The following is a 17,830-nucleotide window of genomic DNA, read 5'->3' on the forward strand; positions in this document are numbered from 1 at the left end:
TGGGAGCCGTTTCTCTATATTTTCCAAATCCGAGGACTGGCGGATATTTCCGATTACTTTGTGTGGAACTTGAAGGGATATATCTATCGCCTTATTTTAGCATAATATTTTGGGGTTTATTTTCCATCCAAGCACTAATATTTTCAAATGTAATAGTAGCCCTTCTTTCTATGGACTCATGGGTTGCAAATGCCACATGGGGAGTCAATATCATATTCTTTGCACTTAATAACGGATGGTCCCTTGGTATTGGAGGTTCCATTTCATATACATCAATTCCAGCTCCAGCTATATTTTCATCATTTAGTGCCTTTGCTAAGGCCTCACTATCCACAACTGGTCCCCTGGCAACATTTATTAATATACTAGATGGCTTCATCAAATCTAACTTCTCTTTATCAATAAGGTTTTTAGTTTTATTGGTTAATGGAGTATGTATTGTTACTATGTCACTTTCTTTGAGGAGTTTTTCTAATGAGACATATTCAACCCCTAAATCAATAACTTCTTTCTTCTCTGTTCTAGAATGGGCTAATACTTTACAGTCAAAGGCTCTAGCAACCTTGGCAACTTTAAAACCAATAGCTCCGGTTCCTATAATTCCTATAGTTTTATTAAACAGTTCATTACCAATAAAGCCAGACTTTGTTTTACCATCTCTAGTGGCATTATCGCAATCTTTTATATTTCTAAGGAGATTTAATATAAGACCGAAGGTTAACTCTGCCACGGCATCGGTACAGTATCCAGCTGCATTTGATATCAATATATTTTTCTCTTTACATGTTTTAATATCTATGTGATCGATTCCAGTAAATGCAACGGAAATCATCTTAAGATTAGGACAAGCTTCTATTACGTCACCATCAAGGGGGGAGTTAGCAATTATAAGTATATCTGCCTCAGAAGCTCTTTTTATAATTTCATCTTTGTTATTTATCTTTTCAAAACAAGGGGTAAACCTATGACCTTTGTCCATAAAAGGCTTAGAGAGCCTGTCTATCACCTCTTTATCAACACCTAAAGGTTCTAGCATAACAATATTCATATAAAAACTCCTTTCTTAAATATAGTATATATCTATTATACTACTTCTAGTCTATATAATAAAAAATATATTATATTTAAATATATTAGTGAAAAGTAGGAAGAATAAATAATATAAATCTAGTAGGAGTGATTCAATGAATAAAAATAAAGAAACATTAAAAAGTATGAACAGTCTACTTCAAGGGGAATATATGGCCCTTGAAACATTTAATGTTTTTATATCAAAGGTAAATGATGATAGCACTAAAAAGACACTTAGAGAGGTTCAAGGACATCACAGGGAAAATATAAAAGTTTTAGCTAATTATATACAAGACTTAGGAGGTCAACCGGATGAAAATTTAGGATTTAAAGGGACTATGGCTGATATGAAATTAAATATGGATTTAAAAGGAAAAAATGATCACTATATTATTGAAAAGGTAATAGAAGGGGAAACTAATGGAATAAACATGGCAGAGAAGGTTTTACGGGGAAATTTAGATGATAAATCAAGGGACTTTGCTGGGGAAATATTACATAGCGATAGGAAGTATTTAGATAAATTAAAGACACTAATGTAAATTCTCAATATATTGCACCACCAAATCCCTGACCTCTGCATCTTACACTGAACAAAGAAGCGCCAAGGGCGCCTTTGTTCACCTTATTTAATTAATTTACGAATACCTTGAGATATTATATCTGAAAAGATGACAAGTAGAACATAGGATATTAATAATAAGGTTATTTCACTATAATGAAACCAACTCATACTAAGTTTAAATTGCATACCTAATCCTCCAGCCCCAACAAAACCAACAACAATGGTGGTTCTTATTATAACTTCCCATCTATATAATATAAATGTAATAAATTTAGGGGTTACCATAGGTATAACACCATAAATAAGCATTTGCATTTTACTTGCCCCCGATGAAGCTAGATTTCTAATGGGCCTTAAATCTAAATCTTCTATTACTTCGGAGCATAGTTTACCAAGTATACCAAAATTATGGAGAGACAATGCTATAGCTCCAGGTAATATACCGGGTTTAAAGATAAATACTATTATCATAGCCCAAATCAATTCGGGAATTGCCCGGGAAAAAATATATAAAACTCTTACTAGGCCAAAGACAATCCAGTTATACCATCTTCTAGATAGGGTTAATGTTCCGTCGGCAACATTTCGAGAACCCCAAACTACCATTAGAAGCATAACTATAGATGAAAATCCTATGGCAATAATACTCATTATTAATGTTTCAACGGTAAGTTTCAATACATTTTTAATACTATCTATATTTTTAAATGCAGGATTTTTTTCACCTATACCTAAAAGTCTTTTACTGAAGGTCTTTGTATGATTAATATTTTTATCAGAAAAAAGGCTAGATAAATCGGCATTCTCTACATTAAAAATAAACAACCAAGAGAGGACAACTAATAATGAAAATATAATTAATGATAGTTTTATAAAACCTAAACTATTAATTTTCTTTGTTGTTTTTGATATCATTGTATCAGCCTCTTTCTTATAAGATTACTCCAAAAATCAATTAATAATACAAGACCTATTAAAAAGAATATAAAAGTCCAGACTTCATTATAAGCTAGGTCACTTAAGGATAGATGTATCTGATAACCGAGACCACCAAGTCCCACAAAGCTCATAATAGCCGATGAACGTACAGCACATTCAAATCTATACATTGTATAGCTAATCATATTAGGTATAGCCATAGGAAAATACCCATAAAATAAAACTTTAATGGGAGAAGCTCCAGTTGATCTTAATCCATTTATAGGTTCTTTAGATACATCATTAATCATATCAGCAAAGATTTTTCCTAAAGTTCCTCCATAGGGAATAGCCAAAGCAAATATTGCCGCAAATGGAGATAACCCGGAGGCAGCAACAAATAACCAAGCCCATACTAATTCGTGGATACCCCTCATAAAACTTAACAGGCCTCTAAATAGGGTTATATAAAAAAACTTACTTGTAGAACTTTTAGTAAGCACTCCTGATGCCAATGTTCCTATTATAAGGGCAATAATAATAGCTAGGGACATTCCTGCAGTGGCATATGCTAATGTTCTCCATGAAGCTACTATACCCAGTTTAATAGTATCTAAAGATAGATCTGGTGAAAAGAAAGCCTTTATAATCTGAAGTATAGTGGTCTTTCCACCAGAATGAATTAAGTCGTCACTCCAATTAACCGATAATAAGCTTAATATGAAGATTAAAGTTAGAAATAATGTTAAAAGACCCCTTCTATGATAATCTAAAAATTTAATTATGTTAGCCATGTTAAATATTCTCCTTTAAGCTATAAAGACTTTCTAAGTCTTTATTTGTTACCTTTTTAGTGGGAAGATCAAAAAATACTTTACCACTTCTTAATCCGATTATTCTATCAAAATACTTTTTTGCGTATTGGGTAGAGTGGAGGCTTGATATAAGGGTTTGATTTTCTTCTTTTACTAACTTAACTAATATAGACAAGATATCTTCAGCTCGGGCTGGATCTAAAGAGGAAACCGGTTCATCAGCTAAAATAATCTCGGGATTTTGAACTAGCAGTCTGGCTAGGGCAACCCTCTGTTGTTCTCCCCCCGACAGAGTAGAAGTTTTTTTATAAAGTTTATCAGTTAATCCTACCCGTTCTAAAGAGTCTATAGCCAAATTTTTTTCCCGTGGAGATAATAGGGAGATAATAGATTTTAAAGTTCCCCAATCTCCTAGTTTCCCTGCAAGAACGTTGTTTATGACAGATAATTGTCCCACTAAATCAAATTGTTGTCTTATAATACCTATTTTTTTAGAAAGTTCCTTCGTAGATTTATAACTATCTATAGATTTATTATCTATCATAACATTTCCGCTATCTGGTTTAACAATAGATGTTAATATATTTAATAAAGTAGTTTTTCCAGCTCCACTGGGGCCAATTAAGGCTACTAGTTCCCCTTTTTTAATAGTAATAGAAAGGGAAGAAAGCCCAGCCTTCTCCCCGTATTTTTTTGATATATTTTTTAAATTTAATATAATATTTTTATTCATTTATAATTCACCTACTATTTAATTATGCCTAGGTCTTTTGCCACCGATTCTATGGCTTTATAATTGTCATTTTTTGTTTCTATAAATTTAGTGTCACCGAAAAGTTCCATAATTTCTTTATTATCTTCACCGAAGGATAATAAAGCTGTCTTTATTTTTTCTTTAGTACCATCACCAAATTTATTATTCACATCGTTGATCGTCCAGTTATAATCATAATAATCTGGAGTTGTATAGAACACCTTTACCTTATTTAAGTCAACTTTATCATTTTTGACGGCTGCTTCCCATACCGCTTCATTTAATGCTCCAGTTTGAAAAGCTCCAGACTCAACTAGTTTCCAAGTTTTATCGTGGGAACCGGAGTAATTTGGCTTACCATCTAGATCTTCTTCTAGATTAACACCAGCTTCTGTTAAGAAGTATCTAGGCATTAAATGTCCAGAAGTGGAACTTTCACTACCAAATGTAAAGGTAAGACCCTTAATATCTTCTAGGTTATTAATATCTAAGTCTTTTTGTACGATAAAAACTGAGTGGAACTTTTCGTCCCTAGGTCTTTGGGCAATAGCCTCAGAATCAGAAACTAGATTTCTTGCCTGTACCCCTGTAAGACCACCGAACCAAGCTAAATCTATCTCTCCTCTTTCAAAGGCAGTAACTAAAGCTGAGTAATCAACAGTGGGAACATATTCAACATTCAGACCTGATTTTTCACCTATATATTTTGCCAATTCATCAAATCTTCTATTCAACTTCGATACATTTTGATCAGGAATAGCACCTATTTTAAACACCGGGTTATCATTAGTTGAACTGCTATCATTTTTATCATTAGAACAAGCAGCTAATGAAAATATCATAGTTATAGTAAGCAATAAAATTATTAGCTTTTTCAAAATAACTCCTCCTTAAAATTTTGTCGAGATATGTTTTATTGTTAACAATTAGTATTGTATAGTATTCCTATAAAGATAGTCAACATTAGAATTTCTATAACAACTTGACAGTCTATAGATATAATCTATAGGTATTTATAGGAAATAATAAAAAAATTATTTTGATATAAACTATTTTTATAATATCAAATAAATAGTAAAGAACATTTAGGAGGGAATGAAGTAATGTCTAGAAAGAAAAATATTTCACCAGCAGCTCGAAAAGCTTTTGAAGATTTAAAATATGAGATAGCTAGGGAACTGGGAGTATATAATACAGTGAAAGAAAAGGGTTGGGGAGATGTATCATCAAGGAATTGTGGAAATATAGTAAAGAAGGCATTGGAAATGAGGGAAAGAGGTGATATATAGGAAAAAAGAAACAGGGATAATAAGTGAAAATAGATGCAAAATATTATATGTAAGTTAAACTACAGTAAGAATGGAGGAAAAAAATGAGGAAATTAGCTGAAGGAGAAAACTTATCCCTAACAGGATTACTGAAAATGGAGAAGGATGGACTATCAGTAGCAAAGGCTATGCAGGATTTAATAACTGATGAAGATTTAAAAAAACAGGCTGAAGCTGCTATATTAGCCACAGAGGGAAGAATAAAAGGAATACAACAGTTTATAAACGAAAACAATATAGCTGATACAGGGGAGGTTAGATAATATGGCATCATTTCTAGGAAATAGAATAAAAAATAACACAGATATTAATGATGAAGTTATAGCCAATAATATGATTGCCAGTGCAACAGCAGGGGCTAATGCATATTTAAATGCAGCTATGTCAACTGCCACACCTGAACTTAGATCAATGTATGCGGCTAGCTTAAATCAAATGTTAGGGGGTCATACGGCAGTAACAGAATTAGCTATAAAAAAAGGTTGGGAAAAGCCATATGATGCTCCATCCCAACAGTTATCTGAAATATATAATAAGTCAAAAAACACACTTAAGTAATATAAAGACATAATAAAGGGGATCCATATGGATCCCCTTTATTATGCCTTAAATCGATTTATTGATTTTTCTAAATCATTAGCTAGGCTTTTTAACTGTTCTATAGAATCCACGACTCCATGAATTGCATTATTTTGTTCCTCTGATACCGCCGTTGTTTCCTCAGATGACGAAGCTGTTTCTTCAGCTGAGGTTGTTATATCTAAAACAGTATTTGAAATAATATCCTTTTTATTTGACATATTATCAATAACCGAGTCGATTGTTGAAATTTCATTTTTTATAGTATTAATAGTATGATTTATTTTGTTAAATATCTCCTTTGTATTATGAACTACTTCAATATTTTTTTCTACCATTTCATTGGATTTATTAATAGCTTCCACAGAGTTACTAATCTCGTTTTGTATTTCAGTTATTATATTTCCTATATTGGTAGTGGATTCTTTAGACTGTTCTGCTAAAGTGCTTATTTCATTGGCAACAACTGCAAAACCCCTACCCTTATCTCCAGCCCTTGCAGCTTCAATAGATGCATTTAATGCAAGTAAACTGGTTTGTTCCGATATACTACTTATAACATTTACAACTTCGCCAATGTGATTAGACTTTTCATCTAATATATTTATTACATTAGTTACATTAGAAGTAGCTTTACTACTTTCGCTTGCTGTGGTGTCTAGAGTATCCACAATATTTAGCCCATGATTACTTAAATCTCTGGCTTTAGTTATTTCCTTTTCCATAGTACTAGAGTGCCCTAAAACCTCTTCTATTTCCTCTGTAAAACTACTTATGCTTTCTGAGATATCACTACAGTCTCTAGCCTGTCTAGAGGTTTCTGATGCAACCTGTTCTATTGACTTTACTATTTCTTCAGAACTTAAACTTATTTGTTCAGACATTTCCCATAGGGAATCAGAAGATGTAAAGATATTTTTAGCAACGGATTTAGATTCATTAATTAGCTTAGTTACTTTTTCTGTCATATTATTAAAGCTATTTGATAACTGGCCTATTTCATCATTGGATTTAATATTTGACCTGATAGAGAAGTTACCACCTTCAACTTCTTTCATTAACTCCATTAATTTTTTTATAGGATTTGATATTTTCTTAGATATTATAATAGATATTATTATAGCTATAGCTAGTATAATTAAACCTATAATTATTATGTAGGAGTTTATAGCCATTACTTGTTTTATTACTTCAGATTTATCTACTATAATTATAAAGTTCCATCCTATCTTAGAAGAATTATAGAGTTTTCCAAAATATTCTTTTCCACCTTTTTCAAAGGTTATGACATCCTTTGTTATATTACTTAAATATTTAAAATCTGATATGTGTTCAAAGTTAGTATCAGGGTTTTTAGGGTTTGATAAAATAGTTCCATCCTCTTCAGTAAGAATAATATATCCCTTTTCCCCTATTTTTATATCTTTAGTAATATTAGTTAAAGCTTTCAAACTGATATCCATTGATTGCACACCTATTATACGACCAGAAAAATCTGATATAGTTTTAGCTAAACTAACATTAGCAGTATTTGCTCCCTCCCAAAAGTAAGCATCTGTCCTTATAACCGTTCCTTTATTCTCTATTGCCTTTTTATACCAAGGTCTAGCCCTAGGATCATAATTATTATTTACACTCCCAGGAGCATATTGTATGTATCCACCATCTATAGTTCCCATATATATATCTGATACATTAGGGTGACTATTAGCATAGTTTGAATATACTTTGTATATTTTGCTCTCTATACCTCCATTGGCTTCAGGGGTCATAGTCGTTTTTCCCTTAATATTACTTTTATTTATATAGGAACTAATGGAGCCATCGGCCTTTTTTACTGTTGAATCTTTAGATAACATATCAACATCTTCTTTAATTGATTCAAAATAAGAGTCAATCATATTTTCAACTTGCTTTACTTCTTTTACAGCGGACTCAATAAAATTATTTTTTACCATATTACTAATTTTAAAACTCGTAATAATCCCTATTAATAGGGTAGATAATAGAACAACTGCTATAAAAGATCCTAGTATTTTGCTTCGTATAGTTTTAAACATGTAAATTCTCCTTTCTATAAAAGATAGTCTCATAAATTCTATAGGAAAAAATAACTTATTACAATTATAAAAAGTAATAACCATACCTATTTTTGCATCAGCAATAATGTTGAATATTGTGGGAAATACACAAAGGATGTAGAAATAAAAGAAAAACTTACCTTTTATTATTTGCATTTGCTACTATAACGATGTTTTTTAATAATATCCATTTCTATAATTAGTTGATTTATTCTATTTATAAAAATAATGAAAATCATTATCAAAAAGTTTATCTAAATTTTTACTGGGTATAATAGGTTTAAAAGATAAAAAATTATCAATACAGGAGGTAAATTATTATGAAGATAGCTGTTATAGGTTGTACCCATGCAGGGACAGCAGCAATATTAAATGCGGCGGAGCTATATCCAGAAGCTGAAATCACTGTTTATGAAAGAAATGATAATATTTCATTTCTATCTTGTGGAATAGCACTATATGTAGGTGGAGTAGTTAAGGATCCCGAGGGACTTTTCTATTGTTCGCCGGAAAAACTAGCAGAATTAGGGGTTAAAACTAAGATGAAGCATGATGTCTTAGATGTTAATATAGATCAAAAAGAATTAACTGTAAAAGATTTAGAAACAGAAAAAGAGTTTAAAGATAATTTTGATAAACTTATAATAACAACAGGTTCTTGGCCTATAGAACCAAATATAGAAGGAAAGGATTTAAATAATATATTACTATCTAAAAACTTCTATCACTCAAATACAATCATAGAAAGGGCTAAGGATGCTAAAAATGTTGTTGTTGTAGGAGCCGGTTATATAGGTGTAGAATTAGTTGAGGCATTTGAACAAAATGGAAAAAATGTAACCCTTATAGATGCCCAGGATAGAATACTAAGCAAATATTTAGATAAAGAATATACAGATAAGGCAGAAGAGGCATTTAAAAAGCATAATGTTAAACTGGCTTTAGGTGAAACTGTTAATAAGTTTGAAGGAAAAGATGGTAATGTATCTAAAGTTATTACAACCGGTGGGGAATACGATGCAGATTTGGTTATAATGTGTATAGGATTTATGCCTAATACCCATCTATTTAAGGGACAATTAGATATGTTAGATAATGGAGCTATAATAATAGATGATTATATGAGAACCAGTAGGGAAGATGTATTTGCAGCAGGGGATGCCTGCGCTGTTATATATAACCCAACCGATGAAAGAAGATATATTCCCCTTGCCACAAATGCAGTTAGAATGGGAACATTGGTTGCTAGAAACTTAGTTAAACCAACAACTAAATATATGGGAACCCAAGGAACATCTGGAATTAAAATATATGAACATAATATAGCATCAACGGGATTAACTGAAGAAAGTGCTAAAGATATGGGATTAGATATTGAAACTGTAACTATTACTGATAATTATAGACCAGAGTTTATGCCAACCTATGATGAAGCAACCCTTAAGGTTGTATATAAAAAGGACTCAAGGGTAATATTAGGAGCTCAAATAATATCAAATGCTGATTTAACTCAATCTATAAATACAATGTCAGTTGTTATACAAAACAAGATGACAATAGACCAATTAGGATTTATTGATTTCTTCTTCCAACCCCACTTTAATAAACCATGGAATATATTAAATCAGGCAGGTCTTAACGCTAAGTAAAATTTATTGGGAGATTATAAATTCCCTAATGACTATCTATAAAACCCACGACTTAAAAGTCGTGGGTTTTTACAGTATTAATAGCATCCAGCCATACCCTTTGCAAATTCCATACATTCCCTTGCACAATTTAGGCATATACAGGCACAATTTTGAGATTCCCTATCGGGGAACCTAGAACATTCACAACCACAAGCCTCACAAACAGAGGCACATAATTTAGCCATATCTCTACTAAAGGGGCTTTTTCTTGCTATATATTTTTGGGTCAATCCACATATATCGGCACAATCCCTTAAAAGTGTAAGTTGTCGTCTTCTTCTTTCCACATCACATCTATTTTTAACAAAATGGGTCATATTTTCACAGGTGCTTTCACAATGGCATAATGTATTTAATAGCCTATCATACATAAGGATTCTCCTTTCAATAATATATCTTTTTTCACTATAAATATATTAAAATATCCCCTAGATTGTGATTAAAAATTATTTAAATAAAACTATTGAATAGATACAATAGTTATGGAATAATATTAAATAGGTAAAATTGTATTGGTAAGTGGGGTACAAAAATTAAAGGAAAGGGGAAGTGACATGAAAAAAACAAAGGATTGGACAACAAGGAGGTTAGTATTATTATCATTATTTGTAGCTATTAACATGACTGCCACATATATACATATTCCGGTGGGACCTAGTATGATGCATTTAGGAACAGCTACACTTTTTATAACTGCACTTATATTAAGCCCTATGGATTCAGCCATAGCAGCAGGGGGAGGAATGTTTTTATTTGATATATTTAGTAATTACTTTAGTTATGCTCCCTTTACATTGGTTATAAAGGGATTAATGGCATTTGTAGTTGCTAAAATAGCTCAAAGAAAAGACTACGACGGAAGAGATATAAAACAGAATAGCATAGCTTACATAACCGGTGGAATCATATCTTTAGTAGGTTATTATTTCACCAATGTATTTTTTAGTGGTAGCTTTGGTGGAGCCTTAGCTAAAATACCAGGTTCAATATTAACCACTAGTATAGGAATATTAATAGCTTTACCAATAGGAATAGAGGTTAAGAAGGTATTTTCTAAAATGGAAGCTAAAAAAATATAATAAAAAAAGGATATCTTTTTAAAAAGATATCCTTTTTTTATTATATTTTTTATGAGTTTATTTAAATATACCAAATGGCTTACCAACCGGCAAAAACTCTTTTCCAAAATGTTCATTTAAAACTGCAGCAGCTGATCCATAGAATGAAACAATAGATATTCCAAGTTCAGCAAAGGCAGCGATTTTATGAGTTATTTCATAGGCTATATCAAAGGAACTAAGGGTTAAACCTAAGAATAAAAAGTCTATTAAAAAGAATATTGTAAATAGAACCTTATGGGTCTCCATAGCTCCAATTGTCATAAAAATAGTAAATATTAAGTAACCTAAGAATGCAAAACCAAGTTGTTTTGAATCTATATCATTTACCATGTTTTGTCCAAAAACACCTAGTTTAATCATCCATGAGAAAGCAACTGCAAACCAAAAGAAAGCATATCCACCAAATGCAGTGGTACCGAATGTATTGTTTCTTTTCGAGTCGTTTATTGCTGCGAATAATTGAGCAAAGGCTCCTAGAAATATTGCCCATGGAATTATAAAAGATACTCCTGTAGTAAGTCCTAACTTTTGAGAAGATGCCACCAATGTTACCATAGCTAGTCCAAATAATCCTATGGCAGAAGGGTCAGCATTTGTAATTTTAACATTGTTTGTATTAGTGCTCATAATTGCCTCCTATTTATATATATTTTTTTGACACAGACCTTAACATTATAATATATAATTCTTAGGATTTGAAGGAAATTAATAAAAGTTAATATTTCCTGTTTTTGGTCACACTGTTGGGTGAATTAAAAATATAAATTTAATATTTGGGTACAAATATTAATATAAAATAGAAATAGAGGGGATGAGTTTATTATGAAAAAATATAAAAAGCCAGATAAAGGGAGTTTAAAGGAAAAATTAACTGATATTCAATACAGGGTGACTCAAGAAAATGGAACCGAAAGACCATTTGAAAATGAATATTATGATCATGAGAAAGAGGGAATATATGTTGATGTAGTAACAGGAGAACCTCTTTTTAGTTCCTTAGACAAATATGATGCTGGATGCGGGTGGCCTAGTTTTATTAAACCCATAGATAAGAAAAGGGTAAAGGAGAAAGAAGACTTAAGTCATAATATGATAAGAACAGAGGTAAGAAGTGAAGATGGAGATAGTCATTTGGGTCATGTGTTTAATGATGGACCTAAGGATAAAGGAGGGCTTAGATACTGTATAAATAGTGCAGCTTTAAAGTTTATACCTGTTGAGAACTTAAAAAAAGAGGGATATGGAGAATATTTAAATTTATTTGAAAAAAGATAATGGATAAAAAAGGTGGATTCTGGGGACAGAACCCACCTTTTTTATTTAATATGAGTCCTAGACCTATTATTATGAAAATAGATATTGAACTACTTAAACTCTGGGTCATGATATCATCTTCTTTATAGCTAACCATTAAAAAGGTACATCATATGGTTAACCATTTATGAAAAGTTGTTATAAAAAATAAAATTATATATTTGTAGAATACTATTGAATCATAGTGACTTTTCCTATAGAATATAGATATTTGATACATAAAATTTAGACATACGAAATAAAATCTTGAGGGGAGGAAAGGATATGATTTTAAAAAATAGATTAACGGAGGGAAACATACTAAAGGTTTTAACAAAACTTGCATTACCTATTATGGGGACTTCCTTCGTTCAAATGGCATATAGTATGATGGATATGATATGGCTAGGCAGAGTAGGTAGTAAGGCTGTGTCGGCATCGGGGACAGCGGGATTTTTCACATGGCTTGCAATGGCATTTATAATACTTCCTAAAATAGGCGCAGAGGTTGGTGTGTCCCAATCTGTAGGAAAAGATGATTATGATGGGGCAAAAAAATATGTAAGGCATACTATTCAGATGGTTGTAGTTCTAGGATTACTATATGGAACAACATTAATAATATTTAGGGATAGTTTTATAGGATTTTTTAAATTAAGTGATAGTGTTACTGATATGGCCATAGACTATTTAGTAATAGTTTCTTTAGGAATAGTATTTTACTTTATAAACCCAGTGTTTACTGCAATATTTAATGGATACGGGGACAGTAAAACCCCATTTAGGATAAATGCTATAGCCCTTAGTGTAAATTTATTACTTGATCCAATTTTAATATTTGGTGTTGGACCAATACCTAGTTTAGGTGTAAAGGGAGCAGCAATAGCTACAATAACTGCCCAATTTATAGGCACGATGGTCTTCGTATTTAGTATAAGAAAGAAAAGGGAGTTAACAAAGGATCTTCATCTATTAAAAAGACCTGAAGGAGCCTATATAAAAAGGATAGTAAAATTAGGATTTCCTGTAGGGTTACAGAATGGATCATTTACAATATTTGCAATGCTCATAGGTAGAATCATATCCGGTTGGGGAGATACACCTATAGCAGTTCAAAAGGTGGGTTCTCAGATAGAGGCTATATCCTGGATGACTGCCGGGGGATTTCAGACTGCATTAAGTGCCTTTGTGGGACAAAATTATGGAGCTAAAAAATGGGATAGGATTTATAAAGGTTATTATACAGGAATGAAAATAGTAGGTGTGATAGGTATATTTGCCACATGTCTCCTTATATTTGGAGCGAGACCTATATTCTCATTTTTTATACCTGATGAACCTGAAACTATAGAACAGGGTGTTATTTACCTAAGAATATTAGGGTTATCTCAGTTTTTTATGTGTGTGGAAATTGCAACTTCAGGAGCATTTAATGGTTTAGGAAAAACGGTCCCCCCATCTATTATAGGGATTATCTTTACAGGGCTTAGGGTTCCAGCAGCCTATATATTATCAAGAACTTCATTAGGCCTTAATGGAGTATGGTGGAGTATTAGTATGAGTAGTGTATTTAAAGGTTTAATACTTCCAACAATGTTTATGATATATCTAAAGAAAAATCCTAATATAGTTAGAAGAAGAAAAAGAATAGATAATAGAGAATAAATAATAGATAAGGTGCGAAGTGGCAGAGCCACTTTGTTTTTTTATTTAAAACAATAAATCTTTGCTGTTTATCAATAAAAATCCATTGAAAATCATGAAGTTAAGTGTTAATATAATAATAAATTAAGGAGGTAAAAAAATGAATTATCATGGGAAAAAATCATTGTCAACTGTATTGAAAATATCATTGGATGTATTGGTTTTAGTAGGAGTAGTTCTATTTATAATACTATCTAAAGATACTATATTTTCACAGGAATTTAAGACTACTTCATTTAAGAAATACTTCATATATTCACTATTTATAATAGGAAGTTTATCTTTATTATCTATAGCTTATAATCTAAGAAAGATACTTAATTCATTAATAGGTTCAAATCCATTTATATGGAATAATGTGAAAAGACTTAAAAGAATTTCAATAGGTTGTTTTATAATAGCGGGAGAATATATAATAAATTTATTTGTTAATCTTGACTATGAAAATTTCAGTATTATATATATAGATGAAAGAGGGATTCATACAGATATGGAGTTTTTTATATTTTTATTTGCAGGGGCCTTTATATTAATACTATCAAAGGTCTTTAAAGAGGCAGTTATAGCTAAAGAAGAAAATGACTTAACAATATAAGGGTGATATTATGGCGATAGTAGTTAATTTAGATGTTATGATGGCAAAAAGAAAAATGAGTTTAACAAAATTATCCGAGGAAGTTGGAATAACAAAGGCCAACCTATCAATACTTAAGAATAACAAAGCGAAGGCTATACGCTTTTCAACATTAGAGGCAATATGTAAGGTTTTAGATTGTCAACCGGGGGACATCCTAGAATACTCTGATGATTAATGGGAGTTATAATAGATTGTATAAATATAATTATTATAAAAATAAGGAGACGATATTATATATAACAGGTTACTTAAGGAAGGTAAAATACAGAGTGTAAAAAAAAGTAAGCAAAAATATCTGTCAGTCCTGGGATTTGTAATTCCCCCAACTAATTTGGTTGTTGGGGGATTCGTAATCCCCCAACCTGTCAATAATTTTAAAGATGGCATTTTGCCATCTTTTGCTATTCTGCTTCTTCATAATACATAGGTAAAACTGGTTTAAATATTCTATTTATTTCTATAGTATTTAAATCGATAATTTCATCCTTAGCGAAGATAGTCATTTTAGATAAAGTGGATTCATTTAAAAACTTAGTATCAACCATTACATCTACATCTTCCATAGAGATAGGCTTTTTAGATACCAATTGGAATCCCCAGTCCCCAAATGAAGGAACTTCTATATGATAGGGAACTACATGAAAGTTTTCACTTTTTATAGTTTTGTTTATACACCAATAGGCTTTTTTAGCATAATAGGGGCTTGTTGATTGAACAACGAAAACCCCATCTTCTGCTATATGATTTCCAATAAGTCTATAAAAGGTGTCGGTATATAATTTATTTAATGATTCGTTATTAGGATCAGGTAGATCAACTATTACCACATCATATATGGTAGTATTATTTTCTAAAAATTTATAGGCATCTTCATTATAGATATTAAGCTTTTTATTGTCTAAAGAACCTTGGTTTAAATCTTTAATTAATGGATTAGTTCTAGAAAACTCGGTCATTTCCCTATCTATATCCACTAAGTCAATATTTTCTATAGTATCATATTTAAATATTTCCCTAGCTGCAAGACCATCTCCCCCCCCTAAGATTAAAACATTAGACACATTTTTATTAAGGCCCATAGCGGGATGAACTAAAGCCTCATGATATCTATATTCATCCATTGAACTAAACTGTATATTACCATCTAAAAAAACCCTTATATCATCTTTATGCCTTGTCATAACGATTTTTTGATAAGGGGTTTGTTTAGAGTATATTATTTTATCTCTATATAGGTTTTGTTCTATTCTGTCTGCAGAATAATCACCAAATATAAAGCCTAGAATTAATATTACTGAACAGGCTATAAATATATAGTTGAAAATTTTAGTAGATATAAAACTCTTATACTTAATAATTATTATGCCTGCAACTATAATATTTAAAAGACCTATTAAGAAACTTGTCCTAATAAGACCTAAATGGGGAAAGAGAAATATTGGGAACAAAATAGATCCGATTAATGCTCCCAAATAGTCAAAACTAAGTACGTTTGCAATAGTTATCCTAAGTTCATGGTTATAACTTTCTATTATTCTAGTTAAAATAGGTATCTCCAGCCCTACCAATATACCTATTAGTATAATTAGTATGTACATAACCAGTACAAATATATCGGTATATGCATAGGATATAAATAGAAGTAAAGCAGACAATCCACCTAATAGTCCTATTGATAATTCTATTAAAACAAATATATCAAATAATTTTTTCTGAGCATATTTAGAGATATAAGAACCAATTCCCATGGCACTCATATATAATCCTATGGTTATTGAAAATTGTTTAATACTGTTACCTAAAAGGTAAGAACTACTGGCGGCTATAATCAGTTCATATACGATACTACATATACTTATTATAAATATTGATATGATAAGTGGTTTAATGTCTAGCTTTTTTATCATGGTAGAATAATCCCACCAATAAGGATAGCTATACCTATAAACATACCCCCTATGGCAAGTCCTGCCCCCATATTATGGTCATCTATTTCCTTTTGTAAATCAAATGGTGTTATTAAATCAAAAAATTTATAACCTACAGTACACAAAGCCATTCCTATAACGAAATACACTATAATTGAAAGTGCTTCTGTTAACATAATATTCCTCCTCTCTATCTAATAGTTGCGGTAACTATAATTGCCGTTGCTATAAATATACCACCTATTAATGCTCCGATGGCAGGGTTTTTTTCCTTTATTTCTTCTGCAAAGTTATATGGCGTTATAATATCAAAAAACTTATAGCCAACAAACATAAGTACAAGTCCAATAAGTCCATATAGAACTGTTGATAAGATTACATTAATATCCATAAACACACCTCCTTATTTGCCAAAACTTGTTCCTCCACCGATACTTTTTCTAGTACCCGAGGAGCCCCTTTTAATGCCAAAACCACTATTTCTATTAATATGGGATTTATTTTGAATGTTTTTCTTAAATGTGCTACTAGGTTTATAGTTTTTCTGGTCATAATAACTTCGGCCCCTATATCTATCTCTATCACCTAAAAGGCCCTTTAAGAAATAATAATCCCTAAAGAATGTAAATGCACTACCATGTCTGCTTCTATAAAGGGATCTAGAACCCCTGTAGGCATACTCCCTTGATGAAACCTGTATATAGGTCTTATCATCTTCACCTTTATATACAAATACATATTCATTATCATATAGTATGGAAATATGATCATCGTTACTTATGTCACTATAGCTTTCGGGTCTAGTTTTAGAAATTATATATTTAGCAGTTTCTATAACAGGCATTTTAGAGATATATACATTAGCCCTTTCATCCCGTTCAAAGGAACTGGTAATAGAGGTAGTATAATCGAACCTATCACTATTTTTTATAAATTCAGCGGCAGAACTTCTATTTGATACTATAATACTACCTATTAGAATCACTATTAAGACTATAGCTATTAAAAAAACTAATCCTTTTTTATTCAATATATCACCTGGTTTCTAAAACTATATCAAATAACATCATAAGAAATTATTAAGTATAGTTTTTCACTTCTTACAAAAGTGGTAGCATCACAGGATTCAGCTACTAGGGTGTAGCCCCTTGACTACAAATTCCGCATATCTTTCGATAAGTCTTAGTTACATATAGTAACTAACCCCAACAAAATTAGAAGTGTTACCTCTCCCTAACCTTATATCTAATACTGCTAAAGGCTTTTCCTTCTAGGTGTCCTTTAGCAAGATATATTCTTATATATATACATTAATTAAGTTAATGTTTTATGCTATATTAAGAAA

Annotated in this window: 22 protein-coding genes; 10 read left to right on the forward strand and 12 right to left on the reverse strand. The window is 31.2% G+C overall.

Translation table 11 applies throughout. The annotated features are described in order from the left end of the window. Window positions 1-91: 91 nt before the first annotated feature. Window positions 92-1,048, reverse strand: coding sequence for an NAD(P)-dependent oxidoreductase (locus V6137_RS08225; protein WP_425447429.1), 957 nt, complete (start codon window positions 1,046-1,048; stop codon window positions 92-94). 136 nt (window positions 1,049-1,184) lie between these two features. Between V6137_RS08225 and V6137_RS08230 the strand changes: the two genes are divergently transcribed. Next, entirely contained in the window at window positions 1,185-1,613 is a 429-nt protein-coding gene (locus tag V6137_RS08230) for a DUF2383 domain-containing protein (protein ID WP_425447430.1), read from the forward strand. An 83-nt stretch (window positions 1,614-1,696) separates the two neighbouring features. Here V6137_RS08230 and V6137_RS08235 read toward each other — a convergent pair whose 3' ends face one another. Genes V6137_RS08235 through V6137_RS08250 form a run of 4 tightly spaced genes read right to left on the reverse strand, consistent with a single transcriptional unit; the run spans window position 1,697 to window position 5,001 of the window. Beyond that, window positions 1,697-2,551, reverse strand: a complete 855-nt coding sequence (locus V6137_RS08235) for a PhnE/PtxC family ABC transporter permease (RefSeq protein ID WP_425447431.1) — start codon at window positions 2,549-2,551, stop codon at window positions 1,697-1,699. Next, window positions 2,548-3,348 (reverse strand): PhnE/PtxC family ABC transporter permease, encoded by an 801-nt coding sequence (locus V6137_RS08240; RefSeq protein WP_425447432.1) that lies wholly within the window; start codon window positions 3,346-3,348, stop codon window positions 2,548-2,550. The genes V6137_RS08235 and V6137_RS08240 overlap by 4 nt, the downstream gene beginning before the upstream one ends. 1 nt (window position 3,349) lies before the next feature. Beyond that, entirely contained in the window at window positions 3,350-4,102 is a 753-nt protein-coding gene (locus V6137_RS08245) for a phosphonate ABC transporter ATP-binding protein (protein WP_425447433.1), read from the reverse strand. Between the two features lie 14 nt (window positions 4,103-4,116). Then, the gene (locus tag V6137_RS08250) at window positions 4,117-5,001 is read right to left on the reverse strand and encodes a putative selenate ABC transporter substrate-binding protein (RefSeq protein ID WP_425447434.1); all 885 of its coding nucleotides are present in this window, start codon (window positions 4,999-5,001) and stop codon (window positions 4,117-4,119) included. Between the two features lie 225 nt (window positions 5,002-5,226). On the opposite strand from V6137_RS08250, the gene V6137_RS08255 reads away from it, so the two are divergent. From V6137_RS08255 to V6137_RS08265, 3 genes are all read left to right on the forward strand, one after another. Next, window positions 5,227-5,412: a small, acid-soluble spore protein, alpha/beta type gene (locus V6137_RS08255; protein ID WP_425447435.1), complete on the forward strand. Its 186-nt coding sequence runs from the start codon at window positions 5,227-5,229 to the stop codon at window positions 5,410-5,412. An 83-nt stretch (window positions 5,413-5,495) separates the two neighbouring features. Then, a complete protein-coding gene (locus tag V6137_RS08260; RefSeq protein WP_425447436.1) occupies window positions 5,496-5,714 on the forward strand; it encodes a hypothetical protein in 219 nt (72 codons plus the stop codon). Window position 5,715: 1 nt separating this feature from the next. After that, window positions 5,716-6,009, forward strand: coding sequence for a spore coat protein (locus V6137_RS08265; RefSeq protein ID WP_425447437.1), 294 nt, complete (start codon window positions 5,716-5,718; stop codon window positions 6,007-6,009). 41 nt (window positions 6,010-6,050) lie between these two features. Here the strand turns inward: V6137_RS08265 and V6137_RS08270 are convergent, their stop codons facing one another. Continuing rightward, window positions 6,051-8,090 carry a methyl-accepting chemotaxis protein gene (locus tag V6137_RS08270; protein ID WP_425447438.1) on the reverse strand — a complete coding sequence of 680 codons (2,040 nt, stop codon included), beginning with the start codon at window positions 8,088-8,090 and terminating at the stop codon, window positions 6,051-6,053. A 341-nt stretch (window positions 8,091-8,431) separates the two neighbouring features. Between V6137_RS08270 and V6137_RS08275 the strand changes: the two genes are divergently transcribed. Continuing rightward, window positions 8,432-9,760, forward strand: coding sequence for an FAD-dependent oxidoreductase (locus tag V6137_RS08275; RefSeq protein ID WP_425447439.1), 1,329 nt, complete (start codon window positions 8,432-8,434; stop codon window positions 9,758-9,760). A gap of 77 nt (window positions 9,761-9,837) precedes the next feature. On the opposite strand, the gene V6137_RS08280 is transcribed toward V6137_RS08275, so the two are convergent. After that, the gene (locus V6137_RS08280) at window positions 9,838-10,173 is read right to left on the reverse strand and encodes a four-helix bundle copper-binding protein (RefSeq protein WP_425447440.1); all 336 of its coding nucleotides are present in this window, start codon (window positions 10,171-10,173) and stop codon (window positions 9,838-9,840) included. Between the two features lie 183 nt (window positions 10,174-10,356). Here V6137_RS08280 and V6137_RS08285 point away from each other — a divergent pair, with 183 nt between their 5' ends. Next, window positions 10,357-10,881 carry an ECF transporter S component gene (locus V6137_RS08285; protein WP_425447441.1) on the forward strand — a complete coding sequence of 175 codons (525 nt, stop codon included), beginning with the start codon at window positions 10,357-10,359 and terminating at the stop codon, window positions 10,879-10,881. Between the two features lie 57 nt (window positions 10,882-10,938). Here V6137_RS08285 and V6137_RS08290 read toward each other — a convergent pair whose 3' ends face one another. Beyond that, complete coding sequence (locus V6137_RS08290) at window positions 10,939-11,550, reverse strand: acetate uptake transporter (RefSeq protein ID WP_425447442.1); 612 nt, start codon at window positions 11,548-11,550, stop codon at window positions 10,939-10,941. A gap of 195 nt (window positions 11,551-11,745) precedes the next feature. Between V6137_RS08290 and msrB the strand changes: the two genes are divergently transcribed. The 4 genes from msrB to V6137_RS08310 all read left to right on the forward strand — a co-directional run bounded on the left by msrB (window position 11,746) and on the right by V6137_RS08310 (window position 14,732). Continuing rightward, window positions 11,746-12,198 (forward strand): peptide-methionine (R)-S-oxide reductase MsrB, encoded by a 453-nt coding sequence (gene msrB, locus V6137_RS08295; protein ID WP_425447443.1) that lies wholly within the window; start codon window positions 11,746-11,748, stop codon window positions 12,196-12,198. Window positions 12,199-12,501: 303 nt separating this feature from the next. Further along, window positions 12,502-13,881, forward strand: coding sequence for an MATE family efflux transporter (locus V6137_RS08300; RefSeq protein WP_425447444.1), 1,380 nt, complete (start codon window positions 12,502-12,504; stop codon window positions 13,879-13,881). Window positions 13,882-14,020: 139 nt separating this feature from the next. Continuing rightward, window positions 14,021-14,515 (forward strand): DUF2975 domain-containing protein, encoded by a 495-nt coding sequence (locus V6137_RS08305; protein ID WP_425447445.1) that lies wholly within the window; start codon window positions 14,021-14,023, stop codon window positions 14,513-14,515. A 10-nt stretch (window positions 14,516-14,525) separates the two neighbouring features. Beyond that, on the forward strand, window positions 14,526-14,732 hold the full coding sequence (locus tag V6137_RS08310; RefSeq protein WP_425447446.1) for a helix-turn-helix domain-containing protein: 207 nt from the start codon (window positions 14,526-14,528) through the stop codon (window positions 14,730-14,732). Between the two features lie 226 nt (window positions 14,733-14,958). Here V6137_RS08310 and V6137_RS08315 read toward each other — a convergent pair whose 3' ends face one another. The 4 genes from V6137_RS08315 to V6137_RS08330 are packed head-to-tail and all read right to left on the reverse strand — an operon-like array spanning window position 14,959 to window position 17,515. Further along, window positions 14,959-16,464, reverse strand: a complete 1,506-nt coding sequence (locus V6137_RS08315) for a polyamine aminopropyltransferase (protein WP_425447447.1) — start codon at window positions 16,462-16,464, stop codon at window positions 14,959-14,961. Further along, a complete protein-coding gene (locus V6137_RS08320; RefSeq protein WP_425447448.1) occupies window positions 16,461-16,661 on the reverse strand; it encodes a DUF350 domain-containing protein in 201 nt (66 codons plus the stop codon). Before V6137_RS08320 ends, V6137_RS08315 begins: the two co-directional genes overlap by 4 nt. A 14-nt stretch (window positions 16,662-16,675) precedes the next feature. After that, window positions 16,676-16,876, reverse strand: coding sequence for a DUF350 domain-containing protein (locus V6137_RS08325; RefSeq protein WP_425447449.1), 201 nt, complete (start codon window positions 16,874-16,876; stop codon window positions 16,676-16,678). Window positions 16,877-16,888: 12 nt separating this feature from the next. Continuing rightward, window positions 16,889-17,515, reverse strand: coding sequence for a hypothetical protein (locus V6137_RS08330; RefSeq protein WP_425447450.1), 627 nt, complete (start codon window positions 17,513-17,515; stop codon window positions 16,889-16,891). Between the last annotated feature and the right edge of the window lie 315 nt (window positions 17,516-17,830).

Origin of the sequence: Dethiothermospora halolimnae (assembly GCF_037577855.1) — a bacterium.
Lineage (GTDB): Bacteria > Bacillota > Clostridia > Tissierellales > VENL01 > Dethiothermospora > Dethiothermospora halolimnae.